General features: G+C 52.6%; 17 protein-coding genes. 7 read left to right on the top strand and 10 right to left on the bottom strand.

The genetic code is table 11. The features are described from left to right. Window positions 1-80: 80 nt before the first annotated feature. Window positions 81-362 carry an HU family DNA-binding protein gene (locus NQ546_RS07535; RefSeq protein ID WP_005777181.1) on the bottom strand — a complete coding sequence of 94 codons (282 nt, stop codon included), beginning with the start codon at window positions 360-362 and terminating at the stop codon, window positions 81-83. Window positions 363-796: 434 nt separating this feature from the next. Continuing rightward, window positions 797-1,429: a recombinase family protein gene (locus NQ546_RS07530; RefSeq protein ID WP_004289492.1), complete on the bottom strand. Its 633-nt coding sequence runs from the start codon at window positions 1,427-1,429 to the stop codon at window positions 797-799. A 235-nt stretch (window positions 1,430-1,664) separates the two neighbouring features. On the opposite strand from NQ546_RS07530, the gene NQ546_RS07525 reads away from it, so the two are divergent. The 7 genes from NQ546_RS07525 to NQ546_RS07495 all read left to right on the top strand — a co-directional run bounded on the left by NQ546_RS07525 (window position 1,665) and on the right by NQ546_RS07495 (window position 8,247). Beyond that, window positions 1,665-2,714 carry a hypothetical protein gene (locus NQ546_RS07525; protein ID WP_004289491.1) on the top strand — a complete coding sequence of 350 codons (1,050 nt, stop codon included), beginning with the start codon at window positions 1,665-1,667 and terminating at the stop codon, window positions 2,712-2,714. Between the two features lie 26 nt (window positions 2,715-2,740). After that, window positions 2,741-3,193: a hypothetical protein gene (locus NQ546_RS07520; RefSeq protein WP_004289490.1), complete on the top strand. Its 453-nt coding sequence runs from the start codon at window positions 2,741-2,743 to the stop codon at window positions 3,191-3,193. 10 nt (window positions 3,194-3,203) lie between these two features. After that, window positions 3,204-3,602: a hypothetical protein gene (locus NQ546_RS07515; RefSeq protein WP_005777184.1), complete on the top strand. Its 399-nt coding sequence runs from the start codon at window positions 3,204-3,206 to the stop codon at window positions 3,600-3,602. Further along, entirely contained in the window at window positions 3,599-4,177 is a 579-nt protein-coding gene (locus tag NQ546_RS07510) for a hypothetical protein (RefSeq protein WP_004289488.1), read from the top strand. Before NQ546_RS07515 ends, NQ546_RS07510 begins: the two co-directional genes overlap by 4 nt. 2 nt (window positions 4,178-4,179) lie before the next feature. Further along, a complete protein-coding gene (locus NQ546_RS07505; RefSeq protein WP_005777197.1) occupies window positions 4,180-5,022 on the top strand; it encodes a hypothetical protein in 843 nt (280 codons plus the stop codon). 221 nt (window positions 5,023-5,243) lie between these two features. Then, window positions 5,244-6,701: a MobV family relaxase gene (mobV, locus tag NQ546_RS07500; RefSeq protein WP_004289486.1), complete on the top strand. Its 1,458-nt coding sequence runs from the start codon at window positions 5,244-5,246 to the stop codon at window positions 6,699-6,701. A 55-nt stretch (window positions 6,702-6,756) separates the two neighbouring features. Then, window positions 6,757-8,247, top strand: a complete 1,491-nt coding sequence (locus NQ546_RS07495; protein ID WP_004289485.1) for an OmpA family protein — start codon at window positions 6,757-6,759, stop codon at window positions 8,245-8,247. A gap of 83 nt (window positions 8,248-8,330) precedes the next feature. Here the strand turns inward: NQ546_RS07495 and NQ546_RS07490 are convergent, their stop codons facing one another. From NQ546_RS07490 to NQ546_RS07455, 8 genes are all read right to left on the bottom strand, one after another. After that, window positions 8,331-8,474, bottom strand: a complete 144-nt coding sequence (locus NQ546_RS07490; protein ID WP_153880974.1) for a hypothetical protein — start codon at window positions 8,472-8,474, stop codon at window positions 8,331-8,333. A 68-nt stretch (window positions 8,475-8,542) separates the two neighbouring features. Beyond that, window positions 8,543-11,575 carry a fimbrial protein gene (locus NQ546_RS07485; RefSeq protein WP_004289483.1) on the bottom strand — a complete coding sequence of 1,011 codons (3,033 nt, stop codon included), beginning with the start codon at window positions 11,573-11,575 and terminating at the stop codon, window positions 8,543-8,545. A 24-nt stretch (window positions 11,576-11,599) separates the two neighbouring features. After that, entirely contained in the window at window positions 11,600-12,646 is a 1,047-nt protein-coding gene (locus tag NQ546_RS07480) for a FimB/Mfa2 family fimbrial subunit (RefSeq protein ID WP_004289482.1), read from the bottom strand. A 35-nt stretch (window positions 12,647-12,681) separates the two neighbouring features. Beyond that, complete coding sequence (locus NQ546_RS07475) at window positions 12,682-13,662, bottom strand: fimbrillin family protein (protein WP_224200307.1); 981 nt, start codon at window positions 13,660-13,662, stop codon at window positions 12,682-12,684. Window positions 13,663-13,933: 271 nt separating this feature from the next. Then, window positions 13,934-15,028 carry a fimbrillin family protein gene (locus NQ546_RS07470; protein ID WP_004289480.1) on the bottom strand — a complete coding sequence of 365 codons (1,095 nt, stop codon included), beginning with the start codon at window positions 15,026-15,028 and terminating at the stop codon, window positions 13,934-13,936. 85 nt (window positions 15,029-15,113) lie between these two features. Then, window positions 15,114-16,139: a DUF5119 domain-containing protein gene (locus tag NQ546_RS07465; protein ID WP_004289479.1), complete on the bottom strand. Its 1,026-nt coding sequence runs from the start codon at window positions 16,137-16,139 to the stop codon at window positions 15,114-15,116. Further along, window positions 16,136-17,398, bottom strand: a complete 1,263-nt coding sequence (locus tag NQ546_RS07460; protein ID WP_004289478.1) for a DUF3575 domain-containing protein — start codon at window positions 17,396-17,398, stop codon at window positions 16,136-16,138. Before NQ546_RS07460 ends, NQ546_RS07465 begins: the two co-directional genes overlap by 4 nt. A gap of 304 nt (window positions 17,399-17,702) precedes the next feature. Further along, complete coding sequence (locus tag NQ546_RS07455) at window positions 17,703-18,362, bottom strand: recombinase family protein (protein WP_004289476.1); 660 nt, start codon at window positions 18,360-18,362, stop codon at window positions 17,703-17,705. Window positions 18,363-18,903 lie beyond the last annotated feature (541 nt).

The raw sequence follows: 18,903 nt of genomic DNA, 5'->3' as shown, positions 1-18,903 counted from the left end.
AGTCGCGGTATCGTGTTATCCTGTATAACCATTGTCAACGGTCTCCCGAAACACTATGAAGAAAACCGTTTATACTTTCTTTATTTTCCCTCTTTTACCGCATCTAAGAATGTCTTTGCAGGCTTGAACGCAGGAACAGAGTGAGCCGGAATCACGATGGTCGTATTCTTTGAAATGTTACGAGCCTTTTTCTCTGCCCTTTGTTTGATGATGAAACTTCCGAATCCTCGCAGGAACACCTCGTTCCCGGCAATCATCGACTCCCTGACACTCTCCATGAATGCCTCCACTACAGTTGTCGCTACCGACTTTTCTATTCCGGTCTCCTGTGCGATCCGGGCAATAATATCTGCTTTTGTCAGACTGTTTTATTATAAAATCCGTTGCAAAGATAATAACATATCTCTTTGTCGTCTGGATTGCCAGCCTGATAATGTTACGGAAAACGATAATCCACCTTTATCTCACGGTGTTCCTTCGGCACGAACCAGACAATCGGAAAGCCCCGATAAAAGGAGAGAAACATAAAAAACATACAAATCCGTATCCTGTAGTCAAGGCAGGCAAACACCCGATCACCATTTATCGGTCATGATGGTAATCACTCTTGCTGAAACCACCGAATATAGCTTTCAGAATCTTTCCGATAACATAGAAAACCACTATAAAAACGATAAGTTCTCCCATATTCTATACTACTTAAAGTTAATATAAAGATACTAAAAATCAACGAGAACAGAAAACATATAGCCCTGATTCTCAAAAAAATCCATTTCAATCCGGCTAATACGAAAGCTCATTGCCCATCTTTCGGCTTACGCTTGCCCAACGGTCCTTTGAATTTTCCCCTATTGAGCTTTACCCCGTGCCGGTTGAGCACACTGAACACCGAACTCCGGCTGTTGTACCCGCTTACCGCCATGATGTCCTCGAAAGAATGACCGTTGACATACATATCAACGATGGTATTCTCCCGGTCGGCCTTATCCATCGCCTTCATCGTTTTTCTCGGGACCTTCGCTTTCTGTTGCAGATTCATGACATGTGCGGACGAATACCGCAATACCGCCACCTCTTCGGGTAGCGCCCCGAACATATCCAGTACATCGGCTGCCGTCGTTTCGGGGAACAGTTTTCCCCGCGAGTCGATCCGGTCATGGATGGAAATGATACGCACCACTTTGATTCGGCACAACTCAATAAACGCGGACAATTCGCGCGACCCACGGAGAGCGTTGCTGAATTTGGCCACGACAATCTCGTCACCTCTTTCGAGATTCGCTACAAGCTGTTTCCATCTGGGGCGCAGAGCCTCGTTTTCGACAAGTTCCTCTATCACTTGTACACAACCGTATTTCTGCATCCACTCTTTATCAGCCTCGAATCCGTCGTAACGATCCGCCTTGAATATGTAACCTACTTTTGCCATATCATTGTGCACTTCTATAAGAATAAGTACAAATATAAGAGTTTTATTTTAAACTAAACCATACTTTGAACGAAAATGATATGAAGGGCTTTCTGTGTCCTTCGTTTCTTTCACTTATTTTCATTGAAAATCAAACTATTAAGTGCAATGTTAAAAATGGTTTATAAAACGATTTTCGGCGCTTGTCATCTTGAAAAGAATACTTAGATTTGTGCTGTAAAATACAAAATGAACTATGAATTGTAAAAATCAATACTTAAAAATTGTACTATCGATTGCTGGACTTTCTGCCGTTCCGATTGCCATTTTCACACTTACATCGTGCGACGGTTCGAACGTCAAATCACTGGTTGAAGCCCAACCTACTCCAGCCGGTCTGTATCGGGAGTATCTGTCCGAAACACGCGGGCAAAAAGAACTTTCCTTTGAGGATTTGACCGCGTATATCGGGAAGTGGCAGACCTTGAAAGATTCCGTGACCGCAACCATGCGCCGGGACACGACCTATCGGGCACATTCCGACATACGTGAAGAGTGCATTCTGCTGCACGATTCCGTCCGTGCGGAACTTTCTCGGCTGGCGATGTCGAAACCTCGCACCTATAAAGAAGTGCTGATTCTGAAAGAACGTTTCTCTTCCTATACCGGAGACGTGGAACTGCATCGTTCCGCCGAAGAAATCCGTCCGTTTTTCGCAGAATTGGATAAACGTCCGGCCTGTCGGGGTAACAAGGAGCAAATTCTGTCAGCATATCGTAACGTGCTTGCCGAAACCCTGAACAATGGAATACATGGGAACGGCGACCTCAAAAAATTCATCGAAAGGGAGGATGCCGCTTTTCGAGCTTTCCTGTCCGGGTTGCACGAGCTTGGCGAAGCGAATATGGCCGACATCACCCGTGACACAGAGAAATGCTGCTCCGAGGTGTTTTTCGCCGCTGGGCGCAAGGAAATCACTTACAAGGACGCCACGATATACATGGCCTTACGTACCGACCGTCGGCTGATCCAGAACGTGCGTGCCTGTCTTGACAACATACGCCGTGGAAAGGTCGTAACGCCCGAACAGGCACAAGCCTATGTCTGGATGATTCTACAGCCCTACGCTTCCTTGGACGGCCTCTGCATGACGCTATTGTCCCCGGAAGATAAGGAAACCCTTTACAGGATGGCCGCAGAAACACCCGCCGCATTCGAGAAACTGCGCAGAATCCTGCCGTCGGAGGGCGACCGGTTGGACGAACTGCCCGGTATGCTCATGGAGATATTCATCGCCTCGTTGTAAAAGCCTATTCACAAAATAAACGATATATGATTATGTTACGACACTTTCTGGATGACTTCATGTCGTTCGTACCCCTGCAAATGCCGCAGCTTCTCAATGTGGCAACGATGGAGGAGCCGCAGTTCTACGGTGACTATGTTCTGCTCACATTCCCGCTGCGGGACCCCTATGATCTGGAGGAGGTCATGGACATATTCGAGGACGACATGGAGCTGATTACACTCTACCACCATGTGCCGGTCGGACTGGAGAAATCCGGTCATAGCACCTGTGCCTACTCCAATCCCGCTTTCGGGCAGATGTTCAAGATGAACGCCCGGACAGACGCGGACGGCAAGGTAAACCGTATCATCGCGACCATTTACGATTCGTTGGAGCTGATGTACGGCGACCTGTGTCTCGATCTGAAACTCCACGCCGGGAACGGCAGCTTCAAGTACAAAAAGAATCAGGAAGACGTGTTGTTGGATTTCATGTAAAACAACCCCTATGCGAAACACGATATACCGCCAAATGGTTTTCTGTATCGACACGTACCGCACGTGGATAGAAGTGGCCGATGACAACCTCTACAAGGAACACGTCATTTCGAGAAACACCCGGACCGACTTCCTTGTGACCCGCACGCTGGTACTGCGGGCCTACAAACCGCATGGTCCATACGAAAAGGGCATGACGTGGACGATTCCGGAGCATGATCTGGACACGGCACTGGCTACATATCGTAAGCAGAACGGCACATTCAAATCCCGGATGAAGAAAGGCGCGTCGTCCCTGACAGCCGAAGACACCGAGAACATTATCCGCTTGGCCACCCACGGGATTGTCCGATTGGAACTCGTGGTACGGCCCGTTCATATACCTTCAAAACCCTATTACCTGTTATGACCTGGATTATATTACAATTCGTATTTCTTGCAATGCCTGTCGTCCTTCCGGCACTGTTGTACAGAAGCAGGCGTTGCTTCATGGCAAGATTCTACGATAAAATGGTGTGGAGCGAAAAGGCCCGCAGGCTGTACGCCCATGTGCTGCTTATCGTATTACTCTTGTTTCATTATGTCTATACGAGTGGACACCCCGGCGAGTTCGGTATCGTGCCATCTACCATCGTGTGTGCCGCATGGGTCTCTTTCAGGCGGGCGGACCGATGGATGCGCGGCTTGCTCGACCGGCCGAAACGTTTCGTCTGGTTTGCGCTCTTGGCATTGGTCATCGGCTTCGTGCCGCATCTGTACACGATGGCCGTAACAATCGCCTTTGTTCTTTTGGCTGCCCTGTTCTACCCGTCGGCAAGGGTCATGTCCGAAAAGACAGACATACGCAAATTCCTCGAATGGCTGGAATGTCCCGGAGCATTAGCCGACAGTTATCATAGTATCATCACGCGAGGCTGCCACGATAATGCGGATAATGGCAACCTGAAACTATCCGCACATTATGAATCATCAAAAACAGAATGAAAATGAGAAATAGAAATGAAGCGCCCGCCGCCATACTGGCGAACGTGGAAGTGTTCGACTACCTGAAAGAAAAAGTCGGCGAGCGGAAAACGAGAACGGAAGCCTACTGCGATTTGTTGGATAAATCGCTGGCAGGTTTCGTCTCCCCGTTTTTAAGAAGGCAGGACTACGACCTCTCTCCCTGCCAGTGCCATGTAACCGTTTCCGACCTTGCATCGGAGTGGCATTGGCATCGGGCTACTGTCCGCTCGTTTCTGGACACGCTCGAAGCGCTCGGACAGTTAGAACGCATCCGGCTGGCAAAAAGCGTCGTCATTACCATGCCCCTGCGGACCGGCACGCCTGCCATGCCGGACAGCGGACGGGAAGAAGCGGACTTTGCCACAAGAATACAGGAAGCATTGTACGACTGGATAATCGGCAAAGCAACCTCTTTCGATGTGGGTAAATCATGTGGACAAATCATGCGCCAGACCTTGACGGAGATAGCCGGACGGGACAGTCGTATCTATCCGGACAGTCATTCCGACACGGCATCGGCACAGACCGTCCGGTCGGAAGAACAGCTGTGTGAGACCGTCTTGGAATGTATTGCCCATGCCGCCCTCTGGCGGGTTCTGCGTAAATCGAGGTTCGACGACGGCTCGCCGCTCGTGCAGTTCTTCCGGCTCGACCTCAGCGGGGAATGGGCGGCGTTCATCGAGGCCTCGAAAGAGCTTGCAGAGCTTGTTATCGACGGAAAACCGGACGGGACAGGCTTCGGTACGGACGAAGAGACGGAACGCCTTGAATCGCTTCGCAAACCCTTTTTATCGCTTCTGGCGAAGGCGCAGGAGGAAAGCTGAACGGGGATTCGCGGACAGAGATTGTATAACCACGGGCAATTCTCCCCAGTTCAGGTTCAAATATCCTTCCAGTTATAGCAGGCATCCGGGCTTGCCCGTCTGCCACTGAACAAAGGGAAGGGGGAGCCTAATACCCCTGCTGACTGACGTCGCAGGGAGAAGTGTCCAAGCAAGCAGCAAGCTGGGACACGGGGAATTGTCCGAAACAACACGAAAACAGTATGGCAAATGCAAAACAGGTTCTCGATGTTCAGGTATCGAAAGGGATCACCGCCGCCCAAGGCAACGAACACCTGCGTAATCGCAGCGAAGAGGCGGAGAAGTACGCCATGAGCAAGGGCAACTACGACCCCACCCGCAAACATCTGAACTTCGAGATTGTGCCCGGAGGCAAGGTTCGCCCCATCGACACGAGCCGCAATATCCCGGAACGGATAGCGGACATATTGGGCCGTCGCGGGATCAAAGACCCCAACGAGGGATTGGTTGAACCGAAATACCGCACGGTGGTAAACATCATTTTCGGCGGTTCGCGGAAGCGGATGCACGAACTCGCTTTCGGCACGCAGAAGGTGGATTTTGAAAAAGGTGCGGACAATACCCGCATCAAAAGGAAGAGCGACATCGAACGTTGGGCGAAGGATGTCTATGCATTCGTTTGCGGCAGATACGGCGAGCAGAATATAGCCGCCTTCATTGTACACCTCGACGAATTAAATCCGCACGTGCATTGTACGCTTCTGCCAATCAAAGACGGGAGGTTTGCGTACAAGGAGATATTCGCCGGAAAGGACAAGTTCGAATATAGCGCGAGGATGAAACAGCTCCATACGGACTTTTTCGCCGAGGTCAACACGAAGTGGGGAATGGAGAGAGGCCGGAGCGTCGCCGAGACCGGCGCACGGCACAGGACGACGGAAGAATACCGCCGTATGCTCTCGGAAGAATGTACCACCATTGAGCAACAGATTGGCCGACATCAGGAAGTCCTGTCCGCCCTCCATTCGGACATTCGGCTGGCAGAGCGCAGAGTCAAAGGTTTGACCTCGATGGTGGAAAACTTGAAAAGGGAGAAGAGCGAAAAAGAGGCTCAATTGTCGGCACTCGAAAATGATATGGATACCCGGAAAGGTGATGCTTTGACCCTATCTGCCGAGAAAGAAAAGCTCGAAAAAGAGCTGACTGCTATCCAAGGGAAACTGGCAGACAAACAGGAGAAGCTACAAACCGCCGACCGACAGCTTTCCGACCTCAAGGCAAACATGGATGCCATTGAGGAACGCACGGAACAGCTCAAGGAGGAAGCCTACGAATACTCCCGTGATGTCCACTCCAAAGTGGACAGCCTACTCAAGGACGTCATGCTGGAAAATATGGTCGATGAGTGGAGGGAACTGTCGGCGCGGATGAAGCCTTCCGAACGGCAACTTTTCGACGACACACTCGTGCGTTCCGTGGCGGAACGGGGAGCGGAAGTCATGCGCTGCGCCACGATGCTCTTTCTCGGTATGGTCGATGATGCCACTACGTTTGCCGAAACACGTGGCGGAGGAGGTGGCGGAAGCGACCTCAAATGGGGACGTGATGAAGACGAGGACAACCGGGCATGGGCGCTTCGCTGCATGAGGATGGCGAGCCGCATGATGCGCCCTTCCATCGGCAAGAAGCCCAAGCGTTGAATGGCAAGGTTTATAATAAAGAATCAGATAAACAACAAATTAAGGATATAAGAATATGACGAAAAATATCATTTTCATTATTGCGGCGCTTTGTTCGCTGCAAGCCCGTGCGGATGTACAACCTACGGAAAGGGATACTGTACACCGCACGTACCGTTACGATGACACAGAACTGCTGCAGCCGTTACAGCCCTTATACCTTGACGGAGTGGTCGTTCCGGCACGGGGAAACGGCAATTGGTTTGTCAGTATCGCCGGAGGTGCGACAGCCTTTCTCGGCACGCCGCTCGGTTGCGAAGACCTGTTCGGGAGGTTGAAACCCTCGTACAGCCTTGCCCTCGGCAAGTGGTTTACCCCGTGGGTAGGTGCACGCATAAATTACAACGGGTTGCAGTTCAAGGACGGCACGCTGGCCGTGCAGGAGTACCATTATCTCCATGCGGATCTGCTGTGGAATGTGCTTGGCGGTAGCTATGTCCGGCAGAAACTGGTGCGCTGGCATCTGGCACCCTTTGCGGGTATCGGACTGCTGCACCATGCGACCAACGGGCATAACCCGTTTGCAATCTCCTACGGCATACAAGGGCAGTATCGCATTTCCAAAAGGGTAAGCGCCCTCATGGAACTCTCCGGTACGACCACCTTCCAAGACTTCGACGGGTATGGCAAGGCGAATCGGTTAGGCGACCACATGCTTTCACTCACTGCCGGATTCTCTTTCCATATCGGCAAGGTCGGCTGGAAACGGGCCATAGACCCAAGCCCCTATATCCGCCGCGATCGGCAGCTCGTCGATTATATCAATGTACTGTCGGAACAGAACAGCCGCTACGCGGGACAGCATGACAAGGATAGCCGGACGCTGGCCGAGCTGAAGAAGATACTGGAAATCGAAGGATTGCTCGACACGTACAGCCATTTCTTCGATGATGACGATGCTATCGAGCGCAAAGGTTATCCGAGGAACAATTACAGCGGGCTGAACTCCCTGCGGGCAAGGTTGAAGAACAAGCATTGGAACGGAAAATCACCATTGGAAGGACAAGCCCCGAATGGGAATGGCCGGGCAGACAGCCTGCAGCACTGGCCGGATAGCGTGCCTGGTCTCGGAACAGGACAGTTCGAGAATCTTCCCGACAGCACTTTGGCAGACTATGCCGTTCGGATGCAGTCCGGACGGGAATGCATCGGTGCTCCCATCTTCTTTTTCTTCGAACTCGGCACGTCGCACCTGACAGACCCCTCCCAATTGGTCAATCTCGACGAACTGGCACGGGTGGCAAAGAAATACGGTCTGAAAGTTAAAGTCACGGGAGCGGCCGATAGTGCGACCGGAACAATTGGTATCAACAATGCCTTGAGTGCTTCGAGAGCCGACTATATCGCCTCGGAGCTGAACAAGCGGGGTTTGTCGCCCGACAGGATGACCAAGACCGGCGAAGGTGGCATTTCCGATTACGCCCCCACGGAAGCCAACCGACATACAAGGGTGGAACTGTTCTTCGGCAAATGTGAAGAAAACGAATGTTCGTCCGTAAACAGGTAGAAAGCAAGAGAGTACCGATGATAAATATCGGTACTCTCTTTATTTGTTATGTGCTGTATCCCGGATTCTTTAAGCAGACCGTATCAGTTGTCCGGATTGAAATTCTTGTCGTAATCCAAAAGGAACTTTGCCAGTACAGGGTTGTTGTGGTCCACTTTCAACTTGCCGGTGTCCAGACGGCGAATTGCCTTTCTGTCTTCTTCCGTTAACTCGAAATCGAGATACAAGATAAAAGAAACGGTTCTGTCCCGATGATAGGAACGGAGCCGTTTCTTTTATCGACTGGCTTACTATGTTATTGTTCGTCTTTCACGCCGCGTACATACCCGCCGTCGGCATCTGAACTGGTCGCACCGATGGAGTGGTCTTGGGCATTGAAACGGAAACCGCCGTTCTTGCCTGAAATGGAGCCGTCTCCGTCATAAGTTCCGCGGCTGAAGCTGGTATAGGTCATGTACATGGCTTTGCTCTCATGTCTGTAAAGAAGCCATCGACCCTCATACGTTTGCCATGCGTCATCGGGTAAGCGGGTACCCATGATAAGCAGCTCGCGCAAGTTGGGCACGCGATAGCCGCTCGGTGTAATAGAAGCGGTCTGATACCATCTCCAATCCTGAACGCCTTCCCAACTCCAACGATTTAGTGCATTCACATCTATGCTCGGTGTAGGATAGTCTGCGTCATTTGCCGCTACCCGGAACTTGGCATACGGTCGGTTATAAGGCGACAGGTCATTATGCGTGGGCAACGAACTGGCTTCATAGCTTAGGCGGCGTGCCTTCTCGCTAAGGTTGGAGACATCAATCAGGTAGGTACCGTCGGGTTCGGCCTGTGTCACTTTGGGAATGAGTGGTGTGGGTTCAACATTCGGATCGTCAAGACCGATACCGAGGTTGCGTATGCAACGGTAGGCATATTGTCCGCCCACGGTGTTGTGCGAGCCGTCGTAGTTACCCAATGCGGCACATTCTTCTGCCCACAACACCCACGAATGGTCGCCGTCAGCGGAACTACTGGTATAGTGCCAATAGGTCTGGTAATCCCTGTCCGCGGGATTTTGGGGATAGAGGCGCGAAGCGTCGTCCAGCGCATATTCGCCGATATAGAGATCCACGAGCTGGTCGATGGCGGCCAGATACCAGCGTATTTCGTTAGGCTGCACGATGTTGTCGCCGTTCAGGTCGCGGTTACGCAACAGCACAGCGTGCAGGGCGTCTTGGTGGTCATCGGTCAGACCGTAGTGCTCGGAGGGGTTGAGCACCTCCGTCCAATGCAGGGATCTGTTGGATACATAGTTTTCGCCCAGAATACAACGTATGGTATTGAGCCGGCCGTTGCTGGAGGAAGTACTGTTTCTCACGTCACCTTCCTTCCAACGCGTGCCCTCCATGCGGCTTTCAAGCCCCCATGCGGTGGACAATTCATTCTCGCTCTTTTTCACGTTGTACACCGTGCGTATGGACTTCTGCTTGAAAGTCTGTATGGCTTCCACCACGCTCGACGCGCCATCGGGACTGTAATGCGAGTTGTCTCCGTTGATAAAATAGAGCAGGCGGTCTTCGGCCTCCACGTATCGGCGCCACTGCGACAAAAGCGGGGTATTGTCCTCGTCTGTATTGGGGTCATCCGGCTCGCGCACGTACACGTACTCGTCGATGAAAGCGGTAACGGTAACCGTACCGGTGGTCTTTCCTTCCTCGTACTCCTGCTTCAGGCGTTGCAGCAACTGGTGTACGTCGAGTAGGCGGGCGTCAGAATGGCCCGCATGTCCGTCATACCCCGAAGGTTGGTTCTTTCCGCCCTTGTAGTTCTGGTCACCGGGGTATTTCACGAACAGCTCGTCGTCTTGGCCATAGTCCTCGTTGATGGCGAACTTGATCCACTTGTAGTCATGGATACCTGTACTTTCCGGACTGTCCGTTTCGCCGAAACCGCCCGCATAGATGGCCTTGTCGAAAGCTGTCTGCACGCCCCATGTCATGGTTGGAACCATGCTTCGGTTTATCGTAATGAGCTCGCGGTCGTAGTGTGCATCCAGCTCGTACAGCCCATCTTGACTGAATATCACGTTGCCTTCGTAGCCGGGCCTCTGTTCGTTCTCCTCCCCATCGGACTCCACTTCAAGCCGTATATCGTTGATACCACGCAGGGTGACGGTGTAGATGTAGCGGGTATTGCGGCGGGTGTCGTAGTCGTTGGGGTTGCCGTCGGCGTAGCCCAGATGTACGGTGAAGGTCACGTCGGCATTGACGGTATTGCCTTTGTCATCCTTATAGGACAGTGTGCCGGACATTTCCACGTAGGTGGCGTTGGCGGGGGCGTAGGCAAAGTCGCCGTTCTCGAACTGCTGACCGGGTTTGTCCGTATAGTCGCCCGTGTTTTTGTGTTCGCGTTCCTCGCGTAGGGCGTACTGTTCCGCAGCGCTAAGCCCTTCGCCGGAGATGGCCTGTTTGGGAGTCTTGCGGTTTTCCGGCATGTAGAACACGAAGCCACCGGAAGTGTAGAGGTAATTGTCATCCCGCTCGGTAGTCTCGAAAGGCATCTCCTCGGTTGTGAAGTAGGTGCAACCGTCACCATCGGCATCGCCTGTCCCGTGGGGCAGCAGCAACGACTGGGCCGGCACGTTCACCACCCGCCAGCCGCGCGGACGGAAGTCAAGTGCCGTCCAGTTCTTATCGGAGGGTTTCTCGGTTTTCACCACGAACTCCACCCTCGCGTCCGTCCGCTCGGGCCGCAGCGTACACTCCAGCGAGGCGGGACCGCTTTCCGTACCGGGAATGTTGACAAGGTTGCTCGTGGAATTTTTATCATCGTAAGCATAGCCTGTCATCATGAACTGCGTGGAGCGTTCCACGGTATGCTCGTCCATCTTCATTACGAAGGCTTCGAGGTCTGACCGCGATGTTATAGACTCCATGTCCGATTTTTTGACATCATAGCCGGAACTTACGGATTCAGTAGATAGATTGGCGATGCAGACTATCTGTACCTTGTTCAGAGAGGTGGTCTCTATCATGACGGAACCTTTGCTGTAGTCTCCGTTATAGCTGATGTCGTCAGTAAAGAAATTGCGGTAATGCACCTCCCCGGCGGGGTTGAAGATGAACACGTAGAGGTTGTTCACACGGTTCTCGTAGGTAGCGTCCTGCGCGGCACGGGTCTCCACGCAGCTCTTCTCGGACCGGAAGTCCAGCATTACACGTGCGGGAAGCCCCTCTGCCACGCGGGCACGCTCCTCGAACAACGGGTCCTCGGTACACGAGTACAGTCCTACCGCCAGCAGCATGGCCGCCAGCAAGGTCAATATGTTTTTATGTCTTGTTCTCATAACTCAAATGACATGCAGTTTCGTTTAATTGAACGGGGGAACGGTTATCTCTTCCGTATCCCAGTCCTTTACTTCAAATTTTAGCGTGAGGTTGGCCTCCGAACTGAGTGTGGCGTGTATGTTCACTTGCTTGTTACGGGCGATAGAGTTCAGAGCGCCGCCGTATTCGTTGATGAAAGGTATGGCGTCATAGGGAGCTGTACTTGTGGTGAAACCGATGGTATATGGCGAGTTCTTGCTTGCATCCGTCCATGCGTATGAGGGATAGATGTAAAGGGCCAGCGTCTTGCTGCCGTAACCTCCGATTTCGACAGAGAGGCTCTCGTAGTTTTGAACATCATACTCCGTGTCGTCGGGAACGTCAAGGGTCTGCTCGCGGAACAGGTAGAGCCGGTCGCCGAAGAACTCGCCGAAAGTCATGGAAGTGATGGTAATCGGGTGGCTCAGCGTGTTGTTCATAATGACGTTGAGCTTGGCCACGGAGCGCTCCAGTTCCACTTCGATGGTCTGCGGCGTGCCGTCGGATGGAATTATCTGCACATCGCGATGCCAGCTCATGGGTAGGCCGTGTTGTGCGATTTCCTGCTCCGTAAAGCGTTTTGGGAAGTGCGTGCGGTGTTCATCCATCACCAAAGCTTTTTTGGTGTTGCCGACCTGCACGAGGTTGTCCTCGAAGTCTGCCATGTCGGAATAGTCCTTGCCGAGGGCGGCCTCGTTGGCCACGGCATAGATGTCCACAGTACCTACCGGCACACCCTCGATGGTGACACTGCCGCCGGAGAGGTCGGCTTCCTTGAACTGTTTGTTGATGACAGGTTTGTCCTGCGAGAATACCAATATGCGCAAGGTGTTTATCTTCTCTTCAGCGGCCTTGTACTCCTCGTCCGTGGTGTGCGTGGAACGTATATCGGCCATTGGTACGTGCAGGGTAACGGAGGCTGTGCGTCCGTCGGGTATCCATTCGTCCACTCGGTCCGTGCAGCCGGCCAACAGGCTGGCAGCCCATGCGAGGGCGGCTGGCAGAAGCAGGGAGAAAGGATGCGGTAAATATCGTTTTATATATGCTTTCATACACCGTATGTATTGTTGTCTATAAATTTCTCATTTTATTGCCATGACACGGAGGTGTCCTGTTCATCCCAGTCGAGAACCTTCACGTTGATTGCGAGCGAAGCGGCCGAAACGGTCAGGGTGTAGGCATATTGGCTGCCTGCATCCCATTGTTTCGCATTCCCGCCAGAGAGGTTGACCGTGGAATTCCGGTCGGCGGTCTCGCCCTCGAAACGGTAGCTCACGGCGATTTCGGTACCAGTCAGGTCGGTGTGCGGGAGTAACAGCACGTCGCCCAGCATGTTGCGGGTCTCGCCGGCTGTGATGGAAATATCCTTTGCGGCCAACAGGGCATCGCTGTCGTTTGTCTTGGCGGTGTTGCTCCACGAGCTTCCACCGGAGGCATTCCAAGTAAGGTCGCCTTTGTAAGTCACGCCGTTCACTTTGAAGGAAGTAACCGTTACACCGCGCCCCACGGCCCTGATATTGAAGGCCAGCCTTGTGAGCCGATGGGAGAATTTGAAGCTGACAGATTCGGGGGCTTTGTCTGCCTCGATTACTATATTTGTTCGTTCCGCCGTCATCAGGTCGTGCCCTTTCGTGGCGACGAAGTTCTTGACGGTAAAGGTGCCGTCCGTGCAGGCGACGGACACGGCATCGCCCAGCGTTCCGGTGGACGGATAGAGGGCGTAGAAGTCGTAGGTGTTGCCCGACTGCCAGTACAGCAGGCCGCCTCCGTAGGTCCAGCCTGTACCGGAACCGTAGGTCACGGTCGTGTTGTCGAATATCTGCACGTCGTTGTCCGTGCCGCTGGTGTGGCGGTAGCTGCCCCACACGCTGAACGACTGGCCGTCGGTGTTCAGGTCGTCCGCACTCCCGATGGCGGAGCGTGTCAGCGTGGGTAGCGAAAAACGTATCGCCCCGCTGTCTCCGGCTGTCTCCATGTCCTGCACCACGCTTTCCGTGCAGGAAGCCGCTGACAACAGCACCGTCGCCAGCAGGGGCAGGATTCCGAGGGTGTTCTTTCTTCTGTTCATATATCTCATCATATAAAGGTTATTCCGTTCTTGCAGGAAAGCTGCATGTGTGCGGTCTGTCCTGTATCATTGTGGCCGGGAAGGGAACATTCAACCCCGCCCGGCCTGTATTCTTCGGTCCGATTGGCCTAACCGGCCGAGCTGCGTATCTCGTTTCGCTGAGTTAAGTTTCTCGTCATGGTGAGTTGCTCAACTCGCCGCGCTGAGTTGCTCAACTCACGGAAGTGGGTCGCGCAACTCACGGAAACGGATTGGCTGGTACGGTAAGCGTTTAGTTCTTTTTATCAGTCAAATTAAGGTCATCACCCGGCGTAGTATCTTTCCACTTATCTACGGTTACATCAAACTTGATAGGCTTGGCGTTCGGGTCGGTGTTGATGTCTTCCATCTTCAGCTCTGCCGTGTAGTTGTAGTAGTACCCGGCTGTCCATGTGTTCTTCTGCAAGCTGGTTTCGCTGTTGCTCGGATTGTAGCTCAATGTGGCACTGAAATCCTGCTGTCCTATCGTTTCTTGGGCAGCGTTCTTTACCACTGCGGTGAATTGGACGCTCAACGTGCCGCAGGTCTGCGGAATAACGAACAGCGGTGCGCATGTCTGGCTGAAGTATCCCTGTTCGTTGGCAGCGTCGGCAGTCACGTCGGTGATGTTGTCGAAAGTGTATGTGCCCGTAGTGTTTGAGAGCTGGTCAGTACTCCACGTGATTGTGCCTTCGTTGGCCTTGTGGTACGTTCCCGTGGACTTGGTCGTTGCGCTCTCTATCCGTAGGTTGTTCACAGCCACGGTGTAGGTGTTGGCCATCTTGGTCTTGAACGTGAAGGTCAGCTTGGACAGCATGTGCCGGAACGTCATGCTTACTTTCGGGGCTTCGCCCGACGCTGTGCCGTCCCATGTGTAGTTGGACTCGTTGCCCATTGCGGCTACGAGGTCGTTCTTCCCGTCCGTGCTGTACGCCGTGAAAGTCAGCAGGCCGGAGGTCGATCCTCCGCTCTGCGAGCCCGCATCGTAGCTGACAATCGACTTGTTAAGCTGGCTTTCCCCGTTGGCATAGCCCGCAAAGCGGAATTCCTTGTTTTTTTCCCAGTAGTAGGTGTTTATGGGTAGCCATTCGTTGTCGCCTGCTTTGCTCACCTGCACGTTGGTAAAGGCGTCTGCCCAGTTCTGGTCGCCTGTGCCTTTGTTCTGTGCGAATACCCAGAACTTCTGGAAATTTTGTGATGTGACATCACCGGAACGGGTGGTCTTGTCCACAAAAGTTGTAAACTCGATGGGCTGGTTGGCGTATTCGGCCACGTCCATCACTTCCTGATTGCTACAGCCGGAGAACACCGCTGCGGCGACTCCCAGCAAAAATAAACTCTTTTTCATGATGCAAAAGCTTAAATTAAAAATACATTATTGTTTGGTTAATCATTTAGTTATCAATACATCTGTTTTATACAGGTCACCCTTCTTACAATGGCAGGGGGATGTCGATGTAATCGCCCCATCCCTCCACGTCGATGTCGAAACCGCTGTCGAAGCCTGCCGCACCTTCCTCGTCGGTGATGACAAGGCCGTCGGAGACGATAATCACGCCGCCACGGGGCTGGGCCTTCACTTGGTCCGTCACATCGAACTCGAAGGTCTTCATCGCGCCGTTGTGCAGACGCACTTCGAGATTGAGGTGGTAGGAGCGTTCCGTGGTGCGGGTGCCGTCGCCGTAGTGGTCGCCGGGGTAGTCGGGAATGCCGAAGGATTTCACTGTGGCCTCCGGACCGTAGTCACGCAGGGTACAGTCGAACATCACGGTAGCCGCTTCCGGTCCGGTGTGTCCGTCGTTCAGATAGACGCTCTCGGCCATGCCTGCCAATGCTCCGCGTGCGAGGGCCACGTACTGAAACCCCTGTTGGAACTCGTAGCGCACGAGGTAGGTATAGGTGAGCGGCTGCAAACGCACGGGCAGACCGACAGTCTCCTGCGTGGGCAGGGCCTCGTAGCTGCCTATGTATGCGCCGTAAAGCATGTCGGGCTGGTTCACGGTACGTTCCCCCGCGTGCAGGGCTTCGAAAGCCCCCCGCGTCAGGCTACGGGTGGTGGCACTTGCGGAAGCCAGTGCGGCGATGTCGTTGAAGACGATGTATTCCGTGTCATTGTTGTAGAACAACAGGTCGTGCGTACCTTCGTTCATATAAAGACGGCCTCCTTCGGGCGACAGGTTGCCCTCGTTCTCGGCGGTGCCGCCGGTATAGATGCGTGCACGGATGCCGGTGGGCACGTCGGGGCGAAGGTCGTCATAGCGTTGGGGCCATGCAGGGTTCCACACGGACTGCCAGTCGGTCTGGTAGCTGCGTTCCCATTCCTGCTCCCACGTGGCGGTGAGGTTTACCTGAACGGAGAAAGCATGGTCGGGGTGGTCGTAACAGAGATCCTTTCGGCAACCGCCCAACAACAGAAGCGTGGCGGCGTATAATGCCATATATAGCGGTGTGCGTCTCATCGTGCGCCTCCTTTCTTCTTATCCGTGTCCCACAAACGCCAAACGAGCGTCAGTTTCAACTTCAGCGGCCCGAAGTAGTCCAGCTTGCTGGTCTGCCGATAGACGTAATGTGTGCCGCCCAGATAAGGTATCGGGTCGTACACCTCATACTTGCTGTGCATGTACCCCACGCCGATACCGGCTTCTAAGGAGAGCCGCCGTCCGATGGGGAACATGTAGCCGTAGCTGACTCCGACCATTTCGGCTTCGCCCTGATAGCCCTCCTTGCCGTTTTCGAGGTCGTACCACGTGAAGCCTCCGAACACGCCGAGGTAGTGGCCGTGCCACGGGCTGCCTTGCTTTTGCCCGAACCACCAGCGTCCCTCCGGGCTGATTGTTGCCACTTGATAATACCTGTGCTTGCCGTCGTTCTTCCACCATGCCATCTCGCCTTCAAGGTTCACCGTCCAGCGGTCGGCGATGCGGTACTCTACTTCGAGCGAGGGCATCAGTATCGCATCGTAAAGCAGGTTGGTCTTGATGGCCAGTCGCTGCACCATCGCTCTCTGAGGTTGCACGGTCGCTTCCTGCCGCACCGTTGCTGGTTCGGAGGTCGTTTCCGCCACGCTATCGGGTTGCAGGACCGGTTCCGGTTCTTTCACTTCCGACTCTTTTTGGGGAATGACTTTTACAGGCGGTTCGGGTTTCCGGTAGCAGACCACCGAAAGGCTGGAGCGTAAATCTGGGAAGAAGTTCTCCAGCATGTAGGTGTACGGCATACCGCCGCGCAGGTCCATGAGCTGCTTTTTTCGTCCGTCCACTACGCGACCCGCCTTGTCGAACACCCATACCGGTGTATGGTCGAGGATGTGCAATACCTCTTTTTTATAGAGCATATCCGATGCGGCGACCATCCGGCGCAACATATCCCATGCGATGCCCTCGCCATGTATACAGACCAAGTTGTCGGGAATTTCGGCGTGGCGCACGAGATAGGTTTTCAGGGAATCGGCCCTGCGATCTGACAACACCTCGTTGAGATGGTTCACACCTTCGGGCGATGACCACGAACGTACCACAACGCCTTCAAGTCGGTTCGCCCCGTATTCTTCGCGTAGAATGCGGATAAAACGCTCCAATTCCGCGCGATTATCCCTGAAGAGCACGTCCACTTCTCTGTGGCCCTGCCGGTAATAGATACGGACCGAGTCCAACTCTTGTGCATGAACATACCCGCCGCAGAACAAGAGAAATAATAACAGTATTCGTTTCATTGTCATAGTCTATGCCTATTTATATATCAGCTATTTATTCAATTCTCTCGTGCCATGCCTTTTCATTTAAAGGCAAAAAAACACCAAACCAACAAATAATCAGCCTGATAACTGTCTGTTATGCCGATTTATTTGTTGGTTAAATCGTTCATTAAAAAAGCTATCGAAAAAAGGTCGTATTATTCGGACACTCCGGGAAAATTCGCCCTACTCAAAGAGCTGAAACGCAATTTTTTGCAGATTTTTGTTGTGGATAGCTCATGTTTTTGTAATTTTGTGGCTGAAAACGAACGATTTAACCAACGTAAAATCATACCGTCCGTTTTTGTGACATTCCTTTTCGTCTTATCTCTTTTTCTTTCATGGCTTTATCTATTTCTTTATAGCGGCTGCGGAATTTCAGAAATGTATCTCGCGAGATGTTGAAACGCCTACATATATCGGCAATCGTGCAGTCCCGTTTCAACATGCCGACGACGACTTTCCGGTTTTCGATCAGCACATTCATTTTCGTGTAGCTGCCTTTTTTTCGTCCGAGGACGACACCCTCGGCTTTCCGCAGGGCGAGCGCCTCTTTGGTGCGCATCGAAATTAGATTGCGTTCAATCTCCGCTACCAAGCCGAAAGCGAAGCAGAGCACCTTGCTGTTGATGGAGTTGTCAAACGAATACCCCTCCTTGGTCGTGTAAAGGTTGATTCCTTTCTCCAGACATTTGCCCATGATGGCCATGAGGTCCGTTAGCGTGCGGCTTAGACGCGATATTTCTGTGACAATCAGCGTGTCGCCATGCTTCATGCGCCGTATCAGCCCTCCTAATTTGCGGTCGCACTCCTTCTTCTTGCCGCTGGCGACCTCCGTTACCCATTGGCTGACGGAAAGATTTCTACTGTCGGCGAAACGCCGGATCTCGTCTTGCTGGTTAGCCGGATTCTGTTTGCCCGTACTGACCCTTAAATAACCTATTATCATAGTCCTTAATTATTTTACGGGAGCGACATTGCTCCCGTCCGGTATAAATAAGGCATGATGGTTCGATATGAAAGGATTTTGTATATAATTGTAGGCGTAACATCTTATTTTACAATTATTTTATATCTTTCCGCTATACCCTTTTCCCTTTTCTTCCCGTTAACATTCTCTCGCCGGTTGGATTTTTCCATGCAAAGGTACAGCAGTCGTCCGGCGTCAAGCACCGCCATGCTAACGGCTCGTGGATTTGCCCGGCAGCCTTCCCAAATCAGAGATGTCCTTTCAGTCCCCCGCCATGTCGTACCTGTCGGGTTGGGTATTCCGTGAAATCCCCGGTCGTTTGCTTGCCTTTCCGTCCTTTCCCTACTGTCTGACTTGCATGTAAAATCTCTCCCGGCAAGGAAAGCCGAAAAGCTTCCGAAGAGAGGGAAAAGAAAAACGATGTTTAATTTAACTTTTATGTATTATGCGTACAAATGTTAGTCAAATTACGGACAGGAAAATTTGGGACGGATAGGAAGTGTCTCCGAATGCTATGCTT

Origin of the sequence: Bacteroides eggerthii (genome assembly GCF_025146565.1) — a bacterium.
Taxonomy (GTDB): Bacteria; Bacteroidota; Bacteroidia; order Bacteroidales; family Bacteroidaceae; genus Bacteroides; species Bacteroides eggerthii.
The sequence above is the reverse complement of the archived record's forward strand: the minus strand, read 5'-3'. Positions and strand labels throughout refer to the sequence as shown.